At 36.7% G+C, this 23,929-nt stretch carries 23 protein-coding genes; 2 read left to right on the plus strand and 21 right to left on the minus strand.

What is annotated here, in order from left to right; all coding sequences use genetic code 11:
- Window positions 1-129: 129 nt before the first annotated feature.
- The 5 genes from trmB to ACFP65_RS07085 all read right to left on the minus strand — a co-directional run bounded on the left by trmB (window position 130) and on the right by ACFP65_RS07085 (window position 4,723).
- Complete coding sequence (gene trmB, locus ACFP65_RS07065) at window positions 130-777, minus strand: tRNA (guanosine(46)-N7)-methyltransferase TrmB (protein ID WP_379917185.1); 648 nt, start codon at window positions 775-777, stop codon at window positions 130-132.
- 118 nt (window positions 778-895) lie between these two features.
- The gene (locus ACFP65_RS07070) at window positions 896-1,672 is read right to left on the minus strand and encodes a phosphotransferase (protein WP_379917187.1); all 777 of its coding nucleotides are present in this window, start codon (window positions 1,670-1,672) and stop codon (window positions 896-898) included.
- 210 nt (window positions 1,673-1,882) lie between these two features.
- Entirely contained in the window at window positions 1,883-2,740 is an 858-nt protein-coding gene (gene dat / locus ACFP65_RS07075) for a D-amino-acid transaminase (protein ID WP_379917189.1), read from the minus strand.
- Window positions 2,741-2,762: 22 nt separating this feature from the next.
- The gene (locus ACFP65_RS07080; protein ID WP_379917191.1) at window positions 2,763-3,986 is read right to left on the minus strand and encodes an ABC transporter permease; all 1,224 of its coding nucleotides are present in this window, start codon (window positions 3,984-3,986) and stop codon (window positions 2,763-2,765) included.
- Window positions 3,983-4,723, minus strand: a complete 741-nt coding sequence (locus ACFP65_RS07085; RefSeq protein ID WP_379917193.1) for an ABC transporter ATP-binding protein — start codon at window positions 4,721-4,723, stop codon at window positions 3,983-3,985. Before ACFP65_RS07085 ends, ACFP65_RS07080 begins: the two co-directional genes overlap by 4 nt.
- 163 nt (window positions 4,724-4,886) lie before the next feature.
- Here ACFP65_RS07085 and ACFP65_RS07090 point away from each other — a divergent pair, with 163 nt between their 5' ends.
- Entirely contained in the window at window positions 4,887-5,324 is a 438-nt protein-coding gene (locus ACFP65_RS07090; RefSeq protein WP_379917195.1) for an HIT family protein, read from the plus strand.
- Complete coding sequence (locus tag ACFP65_RS07095; protein WP_379917197.1) at window positions 5,321-5,680, plus strand: YtxH domain-containing protein; 360 nt, start codon at window positions 5,321-5,323, stop codon at window positions 5,678-5,680. Before ACFP65_RS07090 ends, ACFP65_RS07095 begins: the two co-directional genes overlap by 4 nt.
- 64 nt (window positions 5,681-5,744) lie before the next feature.
- Here ACFP65_RS07095 and ACFP65_RS07100 read toward each other — a convergent pair whose 3' ends face one another.
- From ACFP65_RS07100 to msrB, 16 genes are all read right to left on the minus strand, one after another.
- A complete protein-coding gene (locus tag ACFP65_RS07100) occupies window positions 5,745-6,770 on the minus strand; it encodes a peptidylprolyl isomerase (protein ID WP_379917199.1) in 1,026 nt (341 codons plus the stop codon).
- Between the two features lie 246 nt (window positions 6,771-7,016).
- The gene (locus tag ACFP65_RS07105) at window positions 7,017-7,982 is read right to left on the minus strand and encodes a 3'-5' exoribonuclease YhaM family protein (protein WP_379917201.1); all 966 of its coding nucleotides are present in this window, start codon (window positions 7,980-7,982) and stop codon (window positions 7,017-7,019) included.
- A 29-nt stretch (window positions 7,983-8,011) separates the two neighbouring features.
- The gene (locus ACFP65_RS07110; RefSeq protein WP_379917203.1) at window positions 8,012-10,813 is read right to left on the minus strand and encodes an ATP-binding protein; all 2,802 of its coding nucleotides are present in this window, start codon (window positions 10,811-10,813) and stop codon (window positions 8,012-8,014) included.
- A gap of 15 nt (window positions 10,814-10,828) precedes the next feature.
- A complete protein-coding gene (locus ACFP65_RS07115) occupies window positions 10,829-12,049 on the minus strand; it encodes a metallophosphoesterase family protein (RefSeq protein ID WP_379917205.1) in 1,221 nt (406 codons plus the stop codon).
- A 108-nt stretch (window positions 12,050-12,157) separates the two neighbouring features.
- A complete protein-coding gene (locus tag ACFP65_RS07120; protein WP_379917207.1) occupies window positions 12,158-12,499 on the minus strand; it encodes a YlbF family regulator in 342 nt (113 codons plus the stop codon).
- A 117-nt stretch (window positions 12,500-12,616) separates the two neighbouring features.
- Window positions 12,617-14,731: a PBP1A family penicillin-binding protein gene (locus ACFP65_RS07125; protein ID WP_379917209.1), complete on the minus strand. Its 2,115-nt coding sequence runs from the start codon at window positions 14,729-14,731 to the stop codon at window positions 12,617-12,619.
- A gap of 170 nt (window positions 14,732-14,901) precedes the next feature.
- On the minus strand, window positions 14,902-15,891 hold the full coding sequence (locus ACFP65_RS07130; protein ID WP_379917211.1) for a DHH family phosphoesterase: 990 nt from the start codon (window positions 15,889-15,891) through the stop codon (window positions 14,902-14,904).
- A gap of 23 nt (window positions 15,892-15,914) precedes the next feature.
- Entirely contained in the window at window positions 15,915-17,222 is a 1,308-nt protein-coding gene (locus ACFP65_RS07135) for a DRTGG domain-containing protein (protein ID WP_379917213.1), read from the minus strand.
- The gene (gene dinB / locus ACFP65_RS07140; RefSeq protein ID WP_379917215.1) at window positions 17,206-18,372 is read right to left on the minus strand and encodes a DNA polymerase IV; all 1,167 of its coding nucleotides are present in this window, start codon (window positions 18,370-18,372) and stop codon (window positions 17,206-17,208) included. Before dinB ends, ACFP65_RS07135 begins: the two co-directional genes overlap by 17 nt.
- A gap of 215 nt (window positions 18,373-18,587) precedes the next feature.
- Window positions 18,588-18,872 (minus strand): post-transcriptional regulator, encoded by a 285-nt coding sequence (locus ACFP65_RS07145; RefSeq protein ID WP_379917217.1) that lies wholly within the window; start codon window positions 18,870-18,872, stop codon window positions 18,588-18,590.
- A gap of 31 nt (window positions 18,873-18,903) precedes the next feature.
- Window positions 18,904-19,245, minus strand: coding sequence for a preprotein translocase subunit YajC (gene yajC, locus ACFP65_RS07150; protein WP_379917219.1), 342 nt, complete (start codon window positions 19,243-19,245; stop codon window positions 18,904-18,906).
- 192 nt (window positions 19,246-19,437) lie between these two features.
- The gene (tgt, locus tag ACFP65_RS07155) at window positions 19,438-20,583 is read right to left on the minus strand and encodes a tRNA guanosine(34) transglycosylase Tgt (protein ID WP_379917221.1); all 1,146 of its coding nucleotides are present in this window, start codon (window positions 20,581-20,583) and stop codon (window positions 19,438-19,440) included.
- A gap of 32 nt (window positions 20,584-20,615) precedes the next feature.
- Window positions 20,616-21,650 carry a tRNA preQ1(34) S-adenosylmethionine ribosyltransferase-isomerase QueA gene (gene queA, locus ACFP65_RS07160; RefSeq protein ID WP_379917249.1) on the minus strand — a complete coding sequence of 345 codons (1,035 nt, stop codon included), beginning with the start codon at window positions 21,648-21,650 and terminating at the stop codon, window positions 20,616-20,618.
- 33 nt (window positions 21,651-21,683) lie between these two features.
- The gene (gene ruvB, locus ACFP65_RS07165) at window positions 21,684-22,676 is read right to left on the minus strand and encodes a Holliday junction branch migration DNA helicase RuvB (RefSeq protein WP_379917251.1); all 993 of its coding nucleotides are present in this window, start codon (window positions 22,674-22,676) and stop codon (window positions 21,684-21,686) included.
- A gap of 41 nt (window positions 22,677-22,717) precedes the next feature.
- Window positions 22,718-23,329 (minus strand): Holliday junction branch migration protein RuvA, encoded by a 612-nt coding sequence (gene ruvA, locus ACFP65_RS07170; RefSeq protein WP_379917223.1) that lies wholly within the window; start codon window positions 23,327-23,329, stop codon window positions 22,718-22,720.
- A gap of 90 nt (window positions 23,330-23,419) precedes the next feature.
- Entirely contained in the window at window positions 23,420-23,863 is a 444-nt protein-coding gene (msrB, locus tag ACFP65_RS07175) for a peptide-methionine (R)-S-oxide reductase MsrB (protein ID WP_379917224.1), read from the minus strand.
- Window positions 23,864-23,929: the final 66 nt, after the last annotated feature.

The following is a 23,929-nucleotide window of genomic DNA, read 5'->3' on the forward strand; positions in this document are numbered from 1 at the left end:
AATCGAGTATCGACGAACTCATACAAACGAGTGTAAAATAGCATAAAAAAACAGAGCAGAATATCTGCTCTGAAAAAAGTCTAACTTTTTGGGGTCACTATATCGCATTCGTTACGCTTTTTTCTTTAATTAGCCTTGTTCTGGAAAGTAAGCCACTGTCTTATAAATGCGATTGCCTTTTTTCGAAAATTTCTCTTCATATTCTGTCATAATATTACCTTCGACATCACTATTATGAAGATCCAGATATAACTCTTTTAAAATCATCCCTTTTTCTGAAAAACTAATCAGTGAATACTCAAACAATCCTTGATTATCTGTTTTAAAATGTAGTTCTCCCTGGTCATCTAGTACCGTTTCATAGCTGTTCAAAAAGTCTTTGTAAGTCAGACGTCTTTTTTCATGTCTATTTTTTGGCCATGGATCAGAAAACGTTAGGTAAATTCTTTGAACTTCACCTTTTTCAAAATAGGTTTTAAGGTCTTGTGCATTCACCTGAAGTAATTGAACATTTGGCAAGTCTTCTTCTATTTGTTTTTCAAGCGCAGATACGATTACACTAGTCTGTAATTCGATACCTAAATAGTTGATGTGAGGATTTTGTTTAGCCATTTCAATTAAAAATCGACCTTTGCCCATCCCTATTTCCATGTGAAGTGGCTGTTTCTTTTCAAATCGATCTTGCCACTTCCCTTTCCATTCATCAGGTTTAGCTACAACATATTGGTCATACTCCAATAATTTCTCTTCAGCTCCTGGTTTATTTCTTAAACGCATAACTCTATTCTCTCCTTAACGTAAAAATAGGGACAGATTCAATCAAGATTGTCTGATCCCCATTTTCCTATAAATTTAATTTCACTAGTTTCGAATAATACCTAAATCAGTTCTTCAATCAAAGTAATTGATCAATCTTAATAATAGAATTGTTCATTTTAATAAATTGACCTTTTCGGTGAGCATTCTTGACATCAATCAACAATGTCATGATGACATACCATTGAATCCGCATCATAAAAGATTCTGTTAATTCGTGTTCATATTCAACCAACCAGCTATTCCATTGCTCTTTATCGATATAGCGACTAAATAGTTGTCCTATATCATATGCAAGGTCCGCTAGTACAGCTGAATCCCAGTCAACGAGATACAATTCATCTTCTTCAGACAGCAACCAGTTTTTTCTGGATACATCTCCGTGACAAACGGTCACTTCAGAATCTTTGATGATATCTAGTTTAGTATCTTGCACCCATTCCAACGCTTTTTTCAATTGCGGGTGTTCTGCCAGTTCTTCTGGAATGTTTTCTTGATACTCTGCTAGAAGATCCTGCGGTGTGATGGATTGACCTCCCATACGCTGGAGCATTCTTTTCAAACTCTGAGAACGATGGACTTTCTTAAGTATTTTGGCAACTCTAGAAGATAACATTTCGTCTTTAAAAAGATTTCGACCGTTGCACCACTCTTGTGCCGTTAAAACGTCTCCGTTTCCAATTCTCTTGGTCCATATCAATCTAGGAGAAATTCCTTCTAGTGAAAGTGCTGCTAAAAAAGGTGATGAATTTCGCTTTAGAAAAAGCTTTTCTTCATTTTTTGTCCCCATATAAGCCTGACCGGTGTCTCCACCTATAGGATGTAATTTCCACCCCGTTTCTCTCTCTAACTCCATATCCACTCAATCCTTTTATTATCCATATTCGCCCGTTCACTTTCCTGATAGCATTGTCTCCTCTATTGTAGAAAGAAATGACCTACTCGTCAAGCGGATAGACGTTCTTTTTCTAGATTACTGACTACTTGAGTCTAAGAACAGTTCTATAAGCTGTTTGAGCAGGTTCATTTTAATTGTTCGTTTTGTCTTCATCATTCATTTTCGATCTTACAGTAGTTCTCCGCAAGCTTCTTCTATCTTCAGTTTAAATGCTTCTGCTAATTGTTCTGTGATTTTTCCACGTTGACCGCCATTCACTTTTTTTCCATCGATCGTATGGATGGGCATTACTTCAATAGTCGTACTTGAACAAAAGACTTCATCGGCTTCTTTAAGTTGCTCTAACGTAAAAGGTTCTTCTTTAACTTCTATTCCTAATTCTTCTGCACATTTGAGCCAAACGATTTTTGTCACACCCGGTAAAATCAAGTTTCCATCGGGATGCGTATAAATAGTACCATCTTTAACAATTGCAACATTTGAGGCAGAACACTCTGTAACAATACCATCACGATGCAAGATCGCTTCATCAGCATTTTTTTTATGTGCTTCGTGTTTGACCATGATATTTCCCAGAAGGCTAATCGACTTGATATCACATTTTAACCATCTAATGTCCGGTTCTGTAATTGTAGTAATACCATTTTCGATCTTTTGGGCATTTCTGGGTACTGCTGTTACATTTCCAGTTATCGTTGGTAAAACGCTCATGTCAGGATATACATGATTTCTTGGAGAAGCTACGCCTCTGGTTGCTTGTAGATAAAGATTTCCAGTTTGTACGTCGCTCTCATTCAATAATTTAACCATCAAATTTTTCATTTCTTCCTTTGATTGAGGAATGACCATTTCAATCTTATCCGCACTAGAATACAGGCGGTCGACATGCTCATCTAAGCCAAAAAAATGACCGTTATAAGCTCTTACTACTTCATATATACCATCACCGAACTGGTATCCTCTGTCTTCTGGGTCTATCTTAACTTCTTCTCGATCAACAATTTGGCTATTCCAGATTACTTTCATGTCTTTTTCCTCGTTTCTCTAATTAAAATTGCTCCATCCGTTTTAAACGCTTAGGCAAATACAGTCTTGTAAACATCAAGATAAAGATCGCACCACCTAAAAATAAGCTTGCACCGCTATAAATATCTTTGGTTAATCCGGTAAGTGTAAAAATAACCAAAACGACTGCAAGAACTTCCGTTATTAAACGCTGGATGGATTTTATTTTACCAGTCTCTTGAATCGGGTACAATTGAAAATAAAAATTTTGTTTGAACTGTTGGTAAATCGGCATCAATTGGAAACCAATGAGGTACAGAAAAAGTACCGCTAACATGAGATTCAAGACAATCAGTGTACTGAATGAAATCATCAAAACACTAATTAAAACCAATCTACTGACAAGTCCACTGTAGGAAGGATTTCTGTAGAAAGATCTTAAAATATAAAAGTAATGTGGTTGCGAAAATTTTCCGGACTGAAAGTTTATGACTTTGTCTAACCATTTCAACCGTCTTGGATGAGATTCAATAAAAGAAACCTCAGTGAATAAGTTAATGAATCGATAAAGTTTCTGCTGTCTATTTTCTTCTTTTGCGATAACATCATTCCATTGTAATCTATTAGATGCTCGGTCCATTTTTTTATTATATATAAACTGTATTAAGACGATGATTATGGAAAAAAACAGCCCCAGAGATACCCCTACAAATATGCTCAATGTAAATCCAAATAAACTAATCATCTTTCCTGCATGAGTATATAGACTTCTCTTTAAAACTTCACTTTGAAAAAAACTCATAAATTGAAAATTCAAATCAATGTATTTAAAAAGAACTGACGTAGCTAAAAAAAGTGGCCAGACATTGAATTTTATACCTTGTGTTGCGACTAGCAAGGGCATAGCTGCCGCAGACACGAAGGCCACTGGAAAAGCTAATACTAGCAAACTCTTCAATACACTCTTTTTCAAGACAGGGATAACCTCTGATTCTAATGGCAATAAAAAGACGACATCTGCTTGTTGCATCAATGTAGTGATTGTTCCGCCAGTTACAACACCTACCATAAGAATCAACAAAATGAAACGAGGTAGTATAGCGCCTTGTTCAATTGTCTGGACGTAATTCGAGTATCCAAATCCAGCAGCTCCAAGTACCAGCAACAACGCCAGCACAAAATGATCATTCAAGACATATTTCATATACCTTGAAAGTTGCTTGAAATGAATAGAGGATCGTTGTTTGAACAATGATTGAATCGTCATACTGCAAAACCCTCTTCGTCAGCCAGACGTCCATATATTTCATCCAAACTCGCTCCAGGCATCTGAAATTCTAATTGAAGTTCCTCTAAATTACCTTTCGCAAAAACTTTTCCATCATGAAGAATAACAAAAGAATCGCAGATTTTTTCTGCGTTCGTTAAAACGTGAGTAGACATCAATATAGATGCGCCCGCTTGTTTTCTTTGTTCCATCAATTTAAGTAAATCTCTTATCGCTAGAGGGTCTAATCCTAAGAATGGTTCATCTATCACATAAAGGCTAGGTTCTATCAGAAATGCACAAACAATCATGACCTTTTGTTTCATTCCTTTAGAAAAATCAGATGGAAACCATTCCAGTCGGTCTTTTAATCTAAACAGAGAAAGTAATGGCTCCGCTCTTTTAAAAGCCACTTCTTTTTCAATACCGTAAGCCATAGCCGTTATTTCTATATGTTCTTTTAACGTCATTTCGTCGTATAAAACAGGTGTTTCTGGGACAAATCCAATATTTTTTTTATACTCTATATTATCTTCATTAATGGTTTTCCCATTTAACGTAATTTTGCCTTCGAAAGGTTCCAATAGACCCATAATATGCTTAATCGTTGTACTCTTCCCCGCACCATTAAGCCCTATTAATCCTACCAATTCCCCATCTGAGACATCAAAGGAGACTTTTTTTAGAATAGGTCTTCTTGTATAGCCTCCTGTGACATTTTGTATCTGTAAGCTCATATATAAACTTCCTCCTATTCGAGTTCTCTATATTTTACCATAAGTTCAAATAAAGCTGAGGAAGAAAATAGGCTTCTTTTTATTAAAATGCTAGATTCTATGCTAAACTAGAATAAATCATGAGATCATGTGGATGATCGTTAAAACGAAATGAGGAATGAAAATGACAGACAGTATCTTTACAAAAATAATAAAAGAAGAAATTCCTGCTCGTAAAATTTTTGAGAATGAACATGTGATGGCTATAATGGATTTGTCACAAGTTACTAGAGGCCACACATTGATTATTACAAAAAAACCAGTTCGAAATATTTTTGAATACGATGAGGATTTAGCAGCAAATGTATTTTCAAGTCTTCCTATAGTGGCAAAAGCTGTCAAAGAACACAATCCTGACGTTAAAGGGTTAAATATTTTAATGAACAATGAAGCAGTCGCTTCCCAGACTGTTTTCCATAGTCATATTCATTTATTACCAAGATATAGTGAAGATGATGATTTTGGTCTGAAGTGGTCAGATAATTCTGATCAATATACTGACGCAGAATTAGATAACATACAATCAGAACTCATAAAGGCATTGGAGGGAATGACAAAATGAAACATTTTATTTTAGGTAGTTTAAGCGGAATCATTCTAGGAGGTACGTACGGATTATTGACGACACCGAGATCCGGTAAAGAAAATCAGGAAAAACTGAAAAAATATATTGATGATACTACCGATCACGTAAAGGATGTAAATGATAAAGTCAGCGACTTGAAAGCAGCGATGCAAAATTTAACTGACGAAGGAATGAAATTACAAACTGAATTCATCACTGATATTCAAGCTCTTTCAAATGAGTATATGTATGAAGCACAACCAAGAATAGAGAGAATTCAAAGAAAAACGGACAAGATTAATAAAGATATTGAAGTAGCCACTGTGAACATTAAAAGTACAACTGCAAAATAATGACACATAAAAAGAAGGCATTGCCACTTGGCAAGCCTTCTTTTTATTACAAACTGAGAGAAATTTACTCTGAGTCTTCTGTATTTTCTTCTGTATCTGTCTCTGTGTTCTCATCTGTATTTTCATCAGAATTTTCTTCTGTGTTTTCTTCCGTATCCGTTGCATCATCAGCAGGTGTTTCTTCTTCAACTGGCTGTTCTTCCGTCGCCGGTTGCATGTAGGCACTCATTGCATTGCTTAAATCATCATCAGCAATTTGGACATTAGCGTCTGCTACTAAAGAAGAGATCACTTCTTGGACGTAAGCTTGATCTGCTAATTTCTCAGCGATCATATTTTCTTCAATCGTTTCTCTTTCTTCATCAAGCGTGCCTTTTTCTCCGACTTTCACTAGTTTGATCACATGGTAACCAAACTGTGATTGAACAGGTTCTTGAGTAACATCTCCTTCATTCTCTAAAGCATTTGCAGCTTCTTCAAACTCAGGTACAAATTGACCTTCAACCAGTTCCATTTCACCGTTATTAGCTACTGAAGCGGTATCTGTAGAGTATTCTTGAACAAGTTCACTGAAATCTGCTCCATCGTTCAATTGTTCAATAATATCATTCGCAGTATCTTCATCTTCAACTAAGATATGAGAAATTGTGTTGTTCACTGAGTAGTTATCATACGCTTCTTGAATATCTTCATCAGAGAAATCTGCATATTCAGAAATCGCTTTTTCAACTAATAAAGATGTACGCATTGTTTGTTTTAAGTCATCAACGTCTAAACCTTGGTTCGCAATCAGTTCCTCGAACTGGTCAACACCACCATATTGTTCAGCTTCTGATTCAAATTCTGCATCAACATCTTCTTCTGACACTTGATCGCCATGGGCATTTTCTAAAATATCTTCAAGTAACATTTGTTGAAGCATTTGTTCACCGTATTTTTGACCAGATTGTGTTACTTCATTTTTCATACGTTCATATAGAGCATCTTCTCTAATTCTTCCGTTTTCAGTAGAAGCCACTTCTGGGCTATTAGAACAACTTGCAAGTAATATTCCTGAACAAGCCATTGTAGCGATTAACCATTTTTTCATATTTTACTTTACACATCCTACTTCTATAAGTTTTAAAATCAAAACATTTAGCAAATCTATACAAGCTAATTTATGACAGCTTTTCATTGATTTACTTTGTTTTACTCTTCTATACTTTGATTAATATACCACAGCATTGATTACTTTTAAACCTATGTCGCGATAAAAACCTGCTTTTTACTAAAATGCTAAGAATGTTTACACATTATTCATGAGTTTGAATAATATTTGAAGCTATACTGATTTTTACAGTTTATCTGAAAGGTTTGAACGATAAAAAGATCGATTTTCCATAGCCCATAGTCGTTCTGAAAATGCCCCTTTTTCTGTTTTGTTGATTGCTGACTGAAGCATATTCATCCTAGCATCAATCTGATCAATATAGTGAAGGGCTTCTGCTTCAGGAACTTGCGGTCTGACAGGAGATCCATATTCCAGCTGACCGTGATGAGACAATACCATATGTTTTAATAAAACAACATCTTCGTTTGATTCATTAATTTTCAGTTGCTGGCAAGCTTTAGAAATTTCTTCATGTACAATCACAATATGTCCAATCAACTTTCCTTCAAGCGTATACTCTGTGGCAGTTGGTCCGGATAATTCCACCACTTTCCCAACATCATGAAGGATTAGACCAGAAAATAGTAAGGACTGATCCAAAAAGTCATATTGCTCCACAATCGAACGAGCAATTCCTAGCATGGAAATTGTGTGATAGGCCAAACCACCTAAAAAAGCATGATGATTAGTCTTAGCAGCTGGACTCTGGAAAAAGTCTTTCTGGTACTTATTCATGATATGTCGAACAATTCGATTCATGTTCGCATTCGTAATGTCAAAAATCGCCTTATTGAATTGTTCAATCATTTTTTCTTTCTTGATAGGTGCTCTTTCAACGTAAAGTTCAGGATTCGCTGGTTCACCTTCTGTAGCTACTCGAATCGCATTGATTTTTAATTGCGGGCTCCCTTTATACTCTTCTCTTTTTCCATTTACTTTAACAACAGCCCCAGAACGAAAAGTTTCAACATCTTCTTCAGAAGCATCCCAGTAATTAGCCGACATCTCACCACTTGTATCCTGAAAAGTAAAGGCTAGATAAGGCTTTCCGTTTCTAGTCGTCTTTTCTTCTGATGACTTAATTAACAAGAACAAGTTCACTTGCTCATCCATGCGATATTCATATAATTTTTTCTCCACTATACTCATTCCCTTTCAGGTTTTTATCCATAGTTCGTTTATACTTTAGTTAAAATCGTTTTCTGACCATCTTCTAGAGATTCAAGAGATTGTTCATCAAATGAGAAGTAGATGATTTGTGTTGTCTGACTGATTTCTTTCAACAATTCGTACATTCGTGTTCTTCGAGTCCAATCCAAGTTTACAAAGCCGTCATCTACCAGTAAAGGCATACGAATAGTATCTTTGATATTATTGATAAAGGCTAATCTTAATGCAACATATAAAGGTTCGGCGGTTCCTCTTGAAAGTTCATCTGCTCTAAAATACTGACCTTCATTATCTAATATAAAGACCGTTTCATCATCAATAACGATTTTAGTATACTTTCCTTGCGTTAAATAACTGAAATAATTTTCAGCATCTAGTATTGTTTGCGGGAACCGATCTTTTCTAGCGTATTTGAGGGTTTTTTCGATTATATTAGAAGCCAATTTACTGGTTACCCAGCTATTCACTAATTCTTGTAAATGGCTCTTTTCATTTTCAAATTCCTGTAGTAGTGTTGTATATTCTCCACCCTCTTCCAGTCTTTTGATATGAACTTCGATTTCTATTTTTTCTTGAGTATCGTTTTTTATACCCGTAGTTATATTCAATACATCTTGTTGTAATTGTTTTTCTTGAGATCGAATGTCTTCTATCGAATCGGCTTTTATCTCAGAATGGTTTTCAGGCAGTTGTTCTTTAAGCACCTTTAATCTTTCTTCTTTTTCGTTCTTTTGTTTTAATATACCATATAAATGCCTAAATACCTCTTCGGAATCTGCCCCCGCCTCTTGCAACAGTTGCTGTTTTTTTCTAAGAATCGCTTTCTCAGATTCAATCGAGCGATTCAGTGACCTTCTCGCTTTTTGACTCTCGATCATATATTGCTGTAAATGATTTCTTTCTTCTTTAACTTGTTGATAAAACACTTTGAATTTTGTTACTTTCTCAGTAGGTGTGTCTTCTTCGGAAAATAATTCAGAGACTTGATCAAACTGTTCTGTTTTGAGAAATAATACTGTTTTCAATTCTTCCAAGTGATCACGCACTGTATCCCGAGCGCGTTCACTAGTACGAAGTTCACTAAGCATTTCTTCAAATTGCAATACAGTTGATAGTACAGTGTGATATCCTGACAATCTATCTTCCTTGAACTTAGCCCAGCTACTTTGAATGTTTCCAATTTCTGTTTCTAGAATTGCGATTTCTGAATGTAAGGATTGTTTTTCACTTTCAAGTTTGTCGCTATTAAATAAATAGTCTCGCCACTGTCTGCGGATCTCTTTTTGATGAATATAATCTTCATAGGATATCTGTCCGGAATCTTGATCTTTTTTGTGCATTTTTTTCCATATGCTGATAATACTACCCATTATGAGACTACCAGCTAGTAAAATCCACAAGAGCATAAAAGGTAAATCCAATAAAAGTGTACTTATAATCAATACTATCGAAACGAATAGAATACTCATTTCTTTTGTTAACTGAATAGCCTGCGAATGGGTCACTGGTTTTGCTTCAAAGTGATCTTCTTCTTTTCTAAATTGTTCATTAGACCAGAGATTTTGTTCTAACTCATCAATGGACTCTTCAAGAGAACTGATCTTGAATCCGATAGTCGCCAATTTCTCTTTAAGTAGATTCATTCCACTCTCTTTATGATTTATTTTGCGCTGCCATTCTTCTAGAGTTTCTTTTTCAGCTTTCGTTAGGGCAGTTGAAATCTGTTCATCATTAGATAAACCTAGCTGTATCCGTTTTTTAGTGATTTCTTGTTCCGCTTTTTCTAACTCTTTGTAAACATACTGTTGCTCTCTGATCAAGTCATCGATCGAACCAATTTGAACAGCTAAGGCATCTATGCTTTGCTCATGTTCTTGATATAAGATTAATTGACTAGACGGTTCATATTCCTCTTCGAATCCTTTAAGTAATGCTTGCTGAGTTCTGATTTCTTTTTGAATATCTTCTATTTGTTTATTTATCGTATTCATTTCATAAAGACTATTTTCATTAAGTTTAGAAGTATTTAACTGCTCAATTTCTTTTTCGAGTTGTTTGATTGTTTCAACTACTTCGAAGTTCTGTTCAAGTTGCTTAAGTTTTTGGATTCTTATATTTATATCTTTTTGTGTGCGTTCCTGTTCTTCGATCTTTTGTTTTAACCCTTCTACTTTTTGCAGTAGATCCAGGTATTCTATGTTTTTACTTTTTGCTAACTCCATAGCAGCTTGCTTTTCTTCTAGCCCTTTTAGTGCTTGATTGATTTTTGGTACACGTCCGGTGGGCTTATATAATCCATTTGCTTTTTGCTTGAACTGGTCAGCTTTTTGTAGAAATTGTTCTGTTCCTAAAGCTCCGGCACTTAGAAAATAACGGTTCATCTGATCTTTTGTCATATCTTCAACACGTTCGATTCCTTTTAGATGAAAAGAAAATACTGACTGATATAAGGTACGATCTATACCATATAAAATTTTGTGCAGTAAGGCCTCACTTCCCGTTGCCCCGTCTTCCATGAGGACTGTCACATCTCCAGTTGACTTTCCTTGCACACGTTCAATGCTGACAACTCCAAATCGTTCATCCTCTATTATGATTTTCCCACCGTACCGACTACTATCTTTAGGTTCATACCTGAGCAGTGCACTATGTCTAGTTGGAAAGCCAAATAAAATACTATGAATAAATGACATAATAGTAGATTTTCCGGCTTCGTTTTGTCCATAGACGACATGAAAATCTCTAGAGAAATCAAAGGTCTGATCAATCCATTTCCCGTATCCATAAATTATTAGACTTTTAATCTTCAACTTTTCTTACTCCTTTTAAATCGACTGATTGCGCAACTCTGATAAAGCGTCTCTGATCATTTCTTCTCTATAAGTTATCGATCTTTCCTCTAATATCCTAGAAAACTTAGACTGATCAAAGAAATCTGTCGTTAACTCGTTGAATGCTTCTTCTTTTGAAAGCTCTGATAGAACTTCTTGAAAGGCCTCTGGAAACAGTGATTGCAGATCAGAATTATTGTGATTTGATTTGATTTGAGAAACTTTATAATTTGCGATCCAGATAAATTGAGCATCATCGAAAAAATGATGTGCTTCAATAAATTGATCTTGGCTAATTTTTTTCAGTAATGTGTCTTTAATGTCTTCAGAGACTTGTAACTCTAGTGAGATAAGATAATGAACTGGTTCAGATTCAACTGTCGGCAAAGATTCTTGGATCAACTTATAAATCGCATCCATATCATTTAGACCTGTGGCATCTACCATCACTTTTTTCCATATAATAGACGCACTAGCATGAAATTCAATTTGAGCAGAAGCATTCTTTTTAAGCTCAACCATCAAGTAACCTTTTTCCCCAGTTTCTTTTTTATTGCGTCCTTGAATGTTTCCGGGATAGTAAGCTAGTGGAAAATCCGACACTTTACTTCGGACATGAATATGTCCTAAAGCCCAGTAATCATAATCTTTTTCCTTTAACTCATTCAGCGTGAAAGGAGCATAGTGTGCATGTTCACTACTGATCCCTTCTTGAAATCCATGCAATAAGCCAATATGATAATCTACTTGTGTGTGTCTTTTAGGGTAGTCTGTAATCATGCGTTCCGTGATCCATCTTTCACCATAACTGAATCCTGAGACCGCAACGCTTTCTCCACTTTTAGTTGTCATACGGACGGTTTCTACACTGGTATCAAAAACTTTAACATTCTCAGGTAAAGATAAATGGAGCTTTTCATCTCCAATAAAATCATGATTACCATGAATGATATAAACCGGTATGTTGGCTTTGTTTAAGCGTTCCATCTCTTTTTTAAATTGCACTTGAGCTTTTACACTACGATCTTCTAAATCATAAATATCTCCGGAAAAGACAACAAAGTCTACCTGCTTATGTATTGCGGAATACACGATCTTCGCTAAAGACTGAAAGGTGGATTGCTGAATCATCTCCACAATTTTTTTAGGCAGACTTTTCAGTCCAGAGAACGGACTATCCAGATGCAGGTCTGCTGCATGAATAAATTTGATCATACTTTCTTCAATCCTCTCAAATCTTCTGGGTACGTATGTTCTTTTTAAATCTAAATGAAAAGAGCTCACCTTTCAGCAAGCTCTTTTCACTTAAAGTTCTTTTAATTTTTACTGATATAGTTCGCGAACAGGTTTCAAAACAACTTGGTTAATATCGTCTATCATTTGTCCAACTTGTTTTTCCGCTTCAAGTAGACCAGAGATGATTTCGTTCTCTCCGATTTTACCTGAAATTTCTTGAGCTTGTTGTGCTTCTTCTTCAGTAATTTCTTGCCCAGTCATTTGTTTTTGTTGTAGTACTTGTTGTACATTTCTGAATTCATTGAAAATTGCACTAGCTTCTTCATCGTTTTGTACTGCTTTGAAAGATTCCTGCAATGTTACAAATTGTTCTGTTTCTCTTATTTCTCTTTCTAACTGGTTAGCTGTGTCATAAATATTGACCGCCATACTCTCATCCCTTCGTTTATAACCAGATAATTAACTGATTATTTTCTAATTTTAGTTTATCATGAATCCGAATACCATTCTAGTATTAATCACTTTTCTCTTAGAATAAGAACTAGATTATCTTACAGAATTTTTGAAAAACTCAATTACTTTTCCAGCACCTTCTTTGATATAAGAAGATCCTTTGCGAATGATATCTTTTGTATCTTCTATTCCTTTGTTCACTTGCTCCATGAGTTCTTGATTATTATCGGCTTTTGCTTCTTCTATGTTTGCATCTTCTACAGCATATGCCGTTTGGCTTGTATAGGGTAAAATTCGCTCTAATTCAGACTTCATGACCATTCCGATCCCTTGTGAGCTACTATCTGTCAAATAGTGATCTTCTGTCGTCTGATCGAATCCCATCCAACTTGTTACCACGATATCCGGTGTCATCCCGACAATCCATTGATCAGTCGAGCCTGTTCCACTAGATGTTTGAGTTGTACCGGTCTTCCCTGCAACTTTATATCCGTTTGGTTGGTTATTACGTGCTGTACCAGAAGAATATACATTCAGCAGCATTCTATTCATCTCTTCCGCTACACTTTCCGACATGACGCGCTTCTCTTTTGGTCTCGTATGGTCTACGACAATCGCTCCTGTAGCATCCACAATTTTTGTAATAAAGTAAGGGTCAATACGCCTTCCTCCATTAGCGAAAGCTGCATAGGCACTCCCAATCTGCATCGGAGAAACGCCTTGATCCATTCCACCAAGTGCAATAGCCCCTAGGTGCATATCTTTATCACTGACAGGTAAACCAAATTCTTTTAATTTATTTACACCTTTGTTCAAGCCAATCTCGTTTAGTAACCAGACTGCTGGAGCATTCAAACTATTTGACAGTGCATTGTACATGGTCACTTCGCCAGCATATGTTCCTGATAGATTAGTAGGTTGATAATTGGTTTCTCCATATGATGTCAATTCATCTTGTAACATTGAATCAATTTCATAGCCATTCTCAAGGGCTGGAACGTAAACACCTAACGGCTTGATCACTGACCCGGGTTGGCGTTTCATTTGAGTTGCTCTGTTAAGTCCCCGGAAAGTATATTCTCCTCTTCCACCGACAACTGCATTGACGCCTCCTGTTAAAGGATCAATCGCTATTGAAGCACTTTGGACGACTGTTCCGTCTGTTGCATCCGTAAATAATGCACTATTCTGGTAAGTTGTATCCATCTGTTGCTGATAGGTCTGGTTCAACGAAGTATAAATCGTATATCCATTATTTAGTAGATCTTCTTCTGCTATACCGTAGCGATAAACAGCTTCATTTGTCACAGCATCAAAGTAGTAAGGATAACGGTATCCATCTTCGTCTGCAAAGCCATCAGAGAGTGTTAATCCTGACTGACTAATCGTCTGAGCTTCTTGTTCTGTGAGCTTTTCCGTATCAACCATTAAGCTTAAAACAACATTTCTTCTATCAATCGCTCGATCATAATGATCAATCGGATTATAATTTGATGGAGCTTTTAACATTCCTGCAATAGTAGCCGCTTCTGCTACATCTAGTTGAGCAGCTGATTTATTGAAATACTTGTAAGAAGCATCTTCAACACCCCAGACCCCATTACCAAAATAAGCATTGTTCAAATACATTTCCAATATATTTTCTTTACTATAGTGTTTCTCAATCTCTATAGCTAAAAATAATTCTCTCAGTTTTCTGATAAGCGTTTGATCTGCAGATAAATACGCATTTTTAGCCAACTGCTGTGTAATGGTGCTTCCGCCGCCAGAAATTCTACCACTTGTTAAAAATTTAATACCGGCTCTTCCGATCCCTCTAATATCATATCCACGGTGCTCATAAAATCTTTGGTCTTCAGTAGATGTAACGGCATTTTGTATATTTGGTGAAATCTGTTCCAATTCTACGAATGTTCCTTTTTGATCATACAACGTACCTGCTGCTTCTCCTTGAACATCAACGATTGTCGTCGTCTGTTCTAGTCCTGCACGAAGTGCGTTTACATTAGCTGTTTTAGCCAAATAAGCTAGATAGATACTGAAAACCAATGAAACCGTCAGTCCAAATAGAATCAGACTTTTGGTTAAATGGTATTTTTTCCAAGTCCGACGCAGTCGAATCATTAAACGAGATAGAATTGGCTTCAACCAGATCCAAAAAGAACGTGACTTGTTTTTGAGTTGCTGCTTGAACTTCTGATTTTTCATGATTTTTCCCTCAATATCTTTTGTTACCACATTGATACCCATTTATTCGTTGAATATTCACTGTGGTTATATCAGACGATTTCCTTTTATCTTTTGATCATCTTAGGTAAAGAATGTTTCATCTTATCGTACCTGCATACTGATTTAGAATCATCCGTCTAAAGACTGATTTATAAAGCTTCTGGTGTCCACTGTTCAGCTGCTTCCGTCATTTGTCCTAAAATCTGTTCAATTTCACTTTTATCTTTTGCATTAGCTCCACTTGCAAGCGGGTGTCCTCCGCCGTCATGTTGTTTTGCAATCTCATTGATAACAGGCCCTTTTGAACGCAATCTACAACGGTAGTGACCTTCCACTTGCTGAACAAATATCCCCCAAGCCTTCACGCCCTCAATGGATCCTGGAAGAGAAACGATACCATTTGTATCCTTATCTCCAATATCCATATTCTCCAAAGTCTCTTGAGTCAGTATGATATGCCCTACGCCTTGATCATTGACTGAAAAGTTTTCCAATACATACCCCATCAATTTAGCAACTGGTGGTTTGATGACATTCATTTTATTATTTAATGCTGTGTGTGAAAATGGAAAGTTCATGAGTTCTGCGCTGATTTGCATTGTATAACTTGACGTTCCACTGTATAAGAATCGATTCGTATCTCCAACAATCCCAGCATACAATAATCTCGCTGCTTCTGTCGTCATGACCAGTTCATCTCTAAATGTCAGCCAAAAGTCAGCAATCATTTCGCTACAACTACTTGCTTTTGTATTAACCCACTCAATATCCCCATAAGAATCATCTAATGGATGATGATCAATTTTGATCCAGTTCTCAGATAAATCATATGCCTTACCGTCTATTCTTTTGACATTAGCAGTATCCGTTACAATCACTAATGCATCAGCGTAGTCTTCTTTTTTTGGTGGATCCATTTTTTGTAAAAAAGCTAGATTGTCATTATCAAAACCAGCTGTATAGACTTTTTTATCTGGGTAGGTGCCTTTAATGAGTTCAGCTAGTCCACACTGCGATCCAAGTGCATCTGGATCAGGTCTTTCGTGACGATGAATGATAATCGTCTCCCACTTTTTAATAGTATTCAATATTTCTAATTTCGTGTCGTAGTCCGCTGTATTCATTGATATTAAAGTCATTTAAATTCCCTTCCAATCCTGTACTATTTAATTTTCTGTAAGAGTTGACAAACAACGATCGCTTTGGCGGACAATCCGCTCTCCGAATAGATTTCGATATCTAGTCTAGCCGATCTTCTACTTTTGTCGAAAACAGTTGGTCTGATTGTTAATGTGCTACCGATTTGTATCAAGTTCAGATAATGTAGCTGAACTTGTTCCACCACGATATTTCTTTTGTTCTGCCGAGAAAGTTTTAAATAAGCTGTTTCAGTAACAATCTCACTTAACACCCCAAAAGAGATTGTTCCCATACCATTTGTCATCTGTGGCGTTACGCTAAAAGCATACTCTTCAGAGTTCTTCTCCTTGATCAGTTGATTGATCTGATCTGCTATCGTTTCACCAGTCTGTGGTTGTCGCTGTTGGGACTGCATTGCTTTCATAATATCTTGGCGAGATACAATCCCTAATAATTTCTTTTCTTCTGAGACGACAGGCATAACTTCTAGCCCATCCCAGATCATCGTATGTGCCACACTCGCCACACTCATATGATTTGTTGTAAATGCCGGATTTTTTGTCATGACATTTTTGATTAAGACGGTATCTTTTTTGCCAATAATATCTTTAGCCGTCACGATTCCAACTAATCGGTCATTGAGTCCGATGACCGGGTACCTTGTATGCTGACTACTTTGGTTGGCAATACGGTAATCGTATACCGTATCATCCGTTGTTAAGTAATGAGTATGCTCTAAACGTGTATAGATGGATTCAATCAGCATGATTTCTTTTTTGATTAACTGATCTCTCATCGCACGGTTGATCATCGCACCTACTGTAAAGGTATCGTAAGAAGTCGTCATGACTGGAAGAGACAATTTGTTCGATAAATCAATAATTTCTTGATCTGCTCTGAATCCACCAGTTATTAAAACAGCAGCGCCGTTTTGAAGAGATAATCTTTGAGCGGACTCTCTGTTTCCGATAATCATGAGTGATTCTTCCGTGATATAACGGAGCATCGCACTCTCTGTCATCGCACCAATGATAAATTTATTTAAGGTTTTATTTAATCCCTTTTTACCACCTAATAATTCTCCATCAATGATTTTTAAAATCTCTTCAAAAGTCAGATTTTCAATATTTCCTTCTGTTTTTGATTCGGTTCTTATCGTTCCAACACGTGGTATGGTTGTAACTAGGCCACTATTCTCGGCTTCTTTAATTGCCCGGTAAGCTGTTCCTTCGCTGACTTTCAGTTCTTTCGCAATCAACCTGACCGATAGCTTTTCTCCTATTGAGATTGACTCGATAAAATTTAAAATTTGTTCATGCTTCGTCGCCATCTGCAGTTTCCTTTTCATTTTTAGTCTTTTGTCTATCCCAAAGTTTTAACGGAATATTTTCAAACAGTAAAGAATCTAAACTAGTGACCGTGATTCCTAGAAGTCTAATCCCTTTTGATACTGAACCTTCTTCCTCAAAAATCCTTAGCGCACTTACAAAAAGTTCGTCTGCATCTTGAATATATTCAGGAAATGTCTTGCGTCTTGTAAGCGTGCTGAAGTCATTGTATCTAATTTTGAGTACAACTGTTTTACCGTGCTTTTGACTCTTTTTCAAAGATGCAAAAGTAAGATTGGCGATTTGGCGAAGAGACCGGGTTACTTCTTCCTCTGATTTCAGATCATCTAAAAATGTTTTTTCTTTACCGACCGATTTACGCGTTCGATCAGCGACTACCGCACTGTCGTCAATCCCTCTAACTTTACGGTAAAGAGAATGGCCCATTTTACCAAAATGAGAAACAAGTTCCATCTCATCCTGATCAAACAGGTCTTGTCCGTTAAAAATTCCTAGTGCATGCATTTTTTCTACTGATTTTTTTCCTACACCATAATATTTTTCAATGGGCAAACTCGTTAGAAACCCATGAGCATCATCTGGTGGAATAACGGTTATGCCTGAAGGCTTTTTAAAGTCAGAGGCTAGTTTTGCGAGAAATTTATTGTAGGATACGCCTGCTGAACAAGTCAAGCCTAGTTCGTAATAAATTTCTTTTTGAATTCTTTGTGCAATTAACGTCGCACTATTTAAATTAATCTTATTTTCAGTTATATCAAGATAAGCCTCATCAAGAGATAGCGGTTGAATTAAATCCGTGTACCGCTTGAATATTGCTCGAATCTCTTCTGATATAGAACGATAAAGTTCAAAGTTCCCAGAAACAAATATCCCATCTGGACATAGTTCGTAAGCCTTTTGAGCACTCATAGCTGAGTGAATTCCGAATTTTCTAGCTTCGTAGCTAGCCGTAGCCACGACCCCTCTACCACCATTTTCTTTTGGATGCCTAGCAATAATAACTGGCTTACCTCGTAAAGAAGGATTTTCTCTAACTTCTACAGAAGCATAGAATGCATCCATATCAATATGAATGATTTTTCTAGATGTATCCCTCTCAGGTTCATCAAAAGTTAGAATACCATATTTCATCGGTTCACCTCTTTAGTTCATTTACCCGAGTTCGAAATTTGCACATTTATTACTTTATACCCTTTAATCTTACCTTTAAAATTTAAAGTATCTACTAAAATGATTATACTAGAAATTCCCTTCAAGTAGCATTGTGTTTTAGACTATATTGTTACATCTAGTAAAACGACAAACAAAAAGACAGAGAATGAGCGCACCCACCTCTGTCTTTTTCTTTATGATCTCAGTATATCTCCAAAATCCATCTCATCAAGAGAGGAGACATTATAAACTTGAGCTTCAAGCGAAGCGTAGTTGAAGTAATCATTCAGTCCGATACCCATAATGGCTTTTACTTCTTCATGGTACCTCTCGGGACGAATGTGTTTCCACAGAAAAGTATTGCAATATTTCCAAAGATCTTCGATCGTGACTTGATCATAGCCATTCTTTGAAAATTCCTCCTGCTTCATTTTCAGCCAAACCTCATAATTCATAAAAGTCTGCGTTTGAAAGTCCAAAAGGTACCTCCTTTATTACTGAGTTATCGGTTTATAATTCTTCTTCATCAGTTGAATCGGGTGTATTCGTACCTAATTCTTCTGGTGCAGTCGTTTGGACACTATCAACTTTTGTTACGATACGAGAAATCGCACGACGTTCAAATGTTAAATAAATGCCTTCACAGTCTAAAACAACTGTCTTTCCTTCTGAATCAACTTCATCAATTACGCCGTGAAGTCCACCGATTGTTACGATAGAGTCACCTTTTTGTAATGAATTCAGCATGTTTTGAGCTTCTTTTGCTCGTTTTTGTTGCGGTCTTACCATCAAGAAGTATGCAATTGCGATAATAAAAACAAAAGGTAAAACTGATCCAAATATTGCTTCCATGTTATTTCCTCCATTATTCATTTCTTTATCATAGACTGTGAGTCGCTTAAAGCCCTGATAATTTAAATGTTTTTTATTTCTTTAGCCTAGTTCGTTTAGGCAGTGATTAGATGTTTAAATAAATTTAAACATTAACGACACCTATTACCTTATCAGATTTTGTAAGCGAATGCTACATAAGTTTGAATCGAATTAAAAGTTTTTAGCATCCGGTTTGTTGTATCCATACTCTTCAAAAAAGGCTTCTTTGAATTCAAGAAGATTGTCTTCTCTGATCGCCTGGCGCACCTTTTTCATTAAATCTAATAAAAAGTACAAGTTATGATAGCTTGTCAGTCGAAGGCCAAACGTTTCATCCGATTTAATCAAATGACGAATATACGCTCTAGAATAATTGCGACAAGTATAGCAATTACACTTATCATCAAGTGGTCCAAAATCTCTGGCATATTGAGCATTTTTGATCACAACTCTACCCTTACTCGTCATTGTTGTGCCATTTCGTGCAATTCGAGTAGGTAATACACAGTCAAACATGTCAACGCCTCTCATTACACCTTCTATTAAGGCATCTGGTGTGCCAACCCCCATGAGATAACGTGGCTTGTCTTCAGGTAATAATGGTGTTGTGAAGTCCAAAACACGATACATTTCTTTTTTAGGCTCGCCTACCGAAAGTCCACCGATTGAATAACCGGAAAAGTCCATACTAACTAGGTCTTTTGCCGACTGCTTTCTCAAGTCTTCAAAACCTGCACCTTGAACAATCCCAAATAATCCTTGTCTGTCATAATTTTTATGCGCCTCAAGGCCTCTTTCTGCCCATCTTGATGTACGTTCCACAGATTTTTTTACATAGTCATAGCTTTCATCAAATGGTGGACATTCGTCAAAACTCATCATAATATCAGATCCAAGACTATTTTGAATTTGAATAGCCTTCTCTGGAGACAAAAATAATTTTGAACCATCAAGGTGACTTCTGAAATGAACCCCTTCTTCTTTGATATCTCTCATATCAGATAAGGAAAACACTTGAAAACCGCCTGAATCCGTTAGAATGCCTTTGTCCCATTGCATGAATTCATGCAATCCACCTGCTTCTTCTACAATATCTTCTCCTGGTCTTAGCCAGAGATGATACGTATTACTCAATATAATACCTGCACCCATTTCTTCTAGCTCTTCAGGCGCAATCGTTTTGACACTTGCAAGTGTTCCAACAGGCATGAACATAGGGGTTTCAAAAGTTCCATGTGGCGTCTCGATTTTCCCAAGTCTTGCTCCTGTATGTTTTTCTTTTTTCTCTAAATGATACTTTATCGGATGATCTATCATTGTAACCCTCAATTTCTTTTAATTTAATTTCTTTACTTTTTTAAAAACATAGCATCCCCAAAACTGAAGAAGCGGTACTGTTCTTCAACAGCGTGATTATATGCTTTCAAGACAAATTCTCTTCCAGCAAACGCACTGACTAGCATAATCAATGTAGATTTTGGCAAATGGAAGTTTGTCAAAAAGGCGTCCACCACTTTGAACTGGTAACCAGGTGCGATAAAGATGTCCGTCCATCCACTATCGGCTTCAAGCTTTCCATTGAATTTCGTTCCAATGGTCTCAAGCGTTCTAATAGAAGTGGTTCCTACTGCAACGATTTTACCACCGTTTTCTCTAATATCATTCAATGTCTGAGCGGATTCAGCAGATAACTGGTAAAATTCTTCATGCATCTTATGTTCATCTAAGTTTTCTACATTAACTGGACGGAATGTTCCAAGCCCAACATGTAAGGTTAAGAAAACAATCTTTACACCTTTCGCTTCAACTTTTTCGATGATTTCTTTTGTGAAGTGTAGACCAGCAGTTGGTGCTGCAGCAGATCCATTTTCTTTTGCATAAACGGTTTGATATCTGTCTTGATCTTCTAATCTTTCCTTGATATAAGGTGGTAGAGGCATTTCACCAAGAGATTCTAGGGTCTCTAAGAAAATCCCTTCGTAAGAAAACTCCACGATTCTTCCGCCATGTTCTAACTCTTCTTGAACAATTCCGACTAATCGACCGTCTCCGAAAAGAATTTTTGTCCCTACTTTAGCTTTTTTAGCTGGCTTGGCAAGCGTTTCCCACTTATCCCCTGTTGTATTTTTCAAAAGTAGTAGTTCAATGTGAGCGCCAGTTTCTTCTTTCTCTCCATGTAACCGGGCAGGTAGTACGCGCGTATTATTCATAACTAAGGCGTCTCCAGCTTGCAGTTCGTCTATAATATCTTCAAACTTCTGATCTTTAATAGTTTGATCTGAAGTAGAAAGGACCATCATTTTTGAGGAAGATCTATCTTCAAGCGGGGTTTGTGCAATCAAGCTTTCTGGCAAATTAAAGTCAAAGTCTTCTGTAGTTAACATCACAATTTTCTCTCCTTTTTATTCTATGATGCTTTAAAGATGTTTTTCAGGTAAGTCAAAATGTTGGTAGGCTTTAGCTGTTGCTATTCGACCTCTAGGTGTTCGCTGAATGAATCCCTCTTTCAAGAGATAAGGTTCCACCATGTCTTCAATCGTCTCCATCTCTTCACCAATGTTTGCAGACAATGTATTTAATCCAACTGGTCCACCATTATATAGAGTAATCATTGTCATCAGTAGTTTCTGATCAACAGTATCTAGACCATGGCTATCGACTCTCAATAAATCCAAAGCTTTAGAAGCAATGTCTTCATTAACGATGCCTTCACCGACGACTTCAGCATAATCGCGTACCCTCTTCAACAATCGATTTGCAATACGTGGTGTTCCTCTTGATCTTCTAGCAAGTTCGATTGCACCTGTTTCATCTGTTTGTGTATTCAATACGTCTGCCGTACGCTCCACAATTTCTTTTAAGTCTTGTTCATCATAATATTCCATATGCGATAGGATTCCAAAGCGATCTCTTAAAGGTGCAGATAGTGTTCCGGCACGCGTTGTTGCACCTATTAGAGTGAATGGGGGCAAGGGGAAATGCACTGGATGGGCTGTTTCTCCTTGGCCAATAATAATATCGATATAATAATCTTCCATTGCCGAGTAAAGCATCTCTTCAACGACTCTTGGTAGCCGATGAATCTCATCTATAAACAAAATTCCACCTGGCTCTAAATCGTTCAATAGCGCAACTAGATCTCCCGGTTTCTCTATAGCCGGTCCACTCGTTGTTCTGATTGTTGACTTCATTTCGTTTGCTATAACCATTGCCATTGTTGTCTTTCCGAGTCCCGGCGGTCCATAAAGAAGAACATGGTCTAAAGCTTCTTCACGATTCTTTGCTGCTTCGATATAAATCAAAAGCTCTTGTTTGATTTTATCTTGGCCAATATACTGATCGAAATATTGCGGACGCAAGGACTTTTCCAAAGAGCCTTCTGATGCACTCAATAACTCTTCCGACGTCAATCTATCTTCACTCTCCACTACTGCACCTCCTTTTTATCGTATTATTTCATTAATAATTTCAAGCCTTCTCTAATGTAGGCATCTGTAGTTGTTTGTCCCATAGCTTCTAAAGACTTTTTAACTCTTACGACATCTCTCTTAGAATACCCTAGAGCTATTAAGGCTTCTGTAGCTTCCTGTAAAGAAAGGTTTCCATTATCTTCTTCAAATGACAACTCCTCTGAAAGTTGCCCAGTAAACTGATCGATACTTAATTCAGATAACTTTCCTTTCAAGTCCAGTACGATCTGAGAAGCTGTTTTCTTGCCAACACCTGGAAATTTCTGCAAGAATTTCACATCTTCTTGTTCGATTGCCTGAATAAGCCCTCTATGATTTTCATTAGCTAAGATAGCCAGTGCACTTTTCGGTCCGATTCCTGAAACGTTGATCAGCTTCAAGAAAAGACCTTTCTCCTCGTGCGTTTTAAATCCGAAAAGATTGATATCATCTTGACTAACATTTTGATATAAATACAATTGGACTTCTTGATTATGGTAATCGGTATACCGAAAAGGATTCGCCATTAAAACGTGATATCCGATCCCATTCGTTTCGATTACAAGATAACTTGGATAAATGTGTGTAATGATCCCTTTTATGTATTCGTACACATAAGTTCCCCTTTTCAGCTAATTTCTTATCTATTGTAACATAGAAATACCCAGCCCATAAAATCTTCCTAGGGGCTGGGAATCGTTTCTTTATGCGTTAAATTCAGACAGATACTCTTCGTATCCTTCTTCTTTTAGTTTAGTTTTAGGAATAAATTTCATCGCTGCAGAGTTGATACAGTAACGCAAACCACCTTGTTCTGGTATACCGTCTGTAAATACGTGTCCTAAGTGAGAATCTGCTTCACTACTTCTAACTTCTATTCTTTCCATGCCATGAGTAGAATCTCTTAATTCTTTAACGCCTCGTTTTTGGATTGGTTTTGAAAATGAAGGCCAACCGCAACCAGCATCATATTTATCGTTAGAAGAAAATAGTGGTTCACCACTTACAACATCTACAAAAATTCCATCTTCATAAAAATCATCGTATTCACCAGTAAACGCTCGTTCAGTTGCACTGTTTTGAGTGACCTCGTATTGTTCTCTAGTTAAACGCTGTTTTAACTCTTCATCTGAAAATTGTTTTGCCATGATACTATCCCTCCTGTTAACCTACATTGTACCAATATATCGTGCAAAATTAAAGGTAATCCGCTC

Origin of the sequence: Marinilactibacillus sp. GCM10026970, from assembly GCF_042660675.1 — a bacterium.
In the GTDB taxonomy this organism is placed as follows: domain Bacteria; phylum Bacillota; class Bacilli; order Lactobacillales; family Carnobacteriaceae_A; genus Marinilactibacillus.

Coding starts and splice junctions, on each gene's coding strand:
- ACFP65_RS07095 (WP_379917197.1), top strand. CDS start 5,321: ATGAAACATTTTATTTTAGGTAGTTTAAGCGGAATCATTCTAGGAGGT.
- dinB (WP_379917215.1), bottom strand. CDS start 18,372: ATGAAATATGGTATTCTAACTTTTGATGAACCTGAGAGGGATACATCT.
- yajC (WP_379917219.1), bottom strand. CDS start 19,245: ATGGAAGCAATATTTGGATCAGTTTTACCTTTTGTTTTTATTATCGCA.
- ACFP65_RS07080 (WP_379917191.1), bottom strand. CDS start 3,986: ATGACGATTCAATCATTGTTCAAACAACGATCCTCTATTCATTTCAAG.
- ACFP65_RS07120 (WP_379917207.1), bottom strand. CDS start 12,499: ATGGCGGTCAATATTTATGACACAGCTAACCAGTTAGAAAGAGAAATA.
- ACFP65_RS07105 (WP_379917201.1), bottom strand. CDS start 7,982: ATGAGTATAGTGGAGAAAAAATTATATGAATATCGCATGGATGAGCAA.
- dat (WP_379917189.1), bottom strand. CDS start 2,740: ATGAAAGTAATCTGGAATAGCCAAATTGTTGATCGAGAAGAAGTTAAG.
- ACFP65_RS07115 (WP_379917205.1), bottom strand. CDS start 12,049: ATGATCAAATTTATTCATGCAGCAGACCTGCATCTGGATAGTCCGTTC.
- msrB (WP_379917224.1), bottom strand. CDS start 23,863: ATGGCAAAACAATTTTCAGATGAAGAGTTAAAACAGCGTTTAACTAGA.
- tgt (WP_379917221.1), bottom strand. CDS start 20,583: ATGATAGATCATCCGATAAAGTATCATTTAGAGAAAAAAGAAAAACAT.
- ACFP65_RS07135 (WP_379917213.1), bottom strand. CDS start 17,222: ATGGCGACGAAGCATGAACAAATTTTAAATTTTATCGAGTCAATCTCA.
- ACFP65_RS07100 (WP_379917199.1), bottom strand. CDS start 6,770: ATGAAAAAATGGTTAATCGCTACAATGGCTTGTTCAGGAATATTACTT.
- ACFP65_RS07085 (WP_379917193.1), bottom strand. CDS start 4,723: ATGAGCTTACAGATACAAAATGTCACAGGAGGCTATACAAGAAGACCT.
- queA (WP_379917249.1), bottom strand. CDS start 21,650: ATGTTAACTACAGAAGACTTTGACTTTAATTTGCCAGAAAGCTTGATT.
- trmB (WP_379917185.1), bottom strand. CDS start 777: ATGCGTTTAAGAAATAAACCAGGAGCTGAAGAGAAATTATTGGAGTAT.
- ACFP65_RS07125 (WP_379917209.1), bottom strand. CDS start 14,731: ATGAAAAATCAGAAGTTCAAGCAGCAACTCAAAAACAAGTCACGTTCT.
- ACFP65_RS07090 (WP_379917195.1), top strand. CDS start 4,887: ATGACAGACAGTATCTTTACAAAAATAATAAAAGAAGAAATTCCTGCT.
- ACFP65_RS07070 (WP_379917187.1), bottom strand. CDS start 1,672: ATGGAGTTAGAGAGAGAAACGGGGTGGAAATTACATCCTATAGGTGGA.
- ACFP65_RS07130 (WP_379917211.1), bottom strand. CDS start 15,891: ATGACTTTAATATCAATGAATACAGCGGACTACGACACGAAATTAGAA.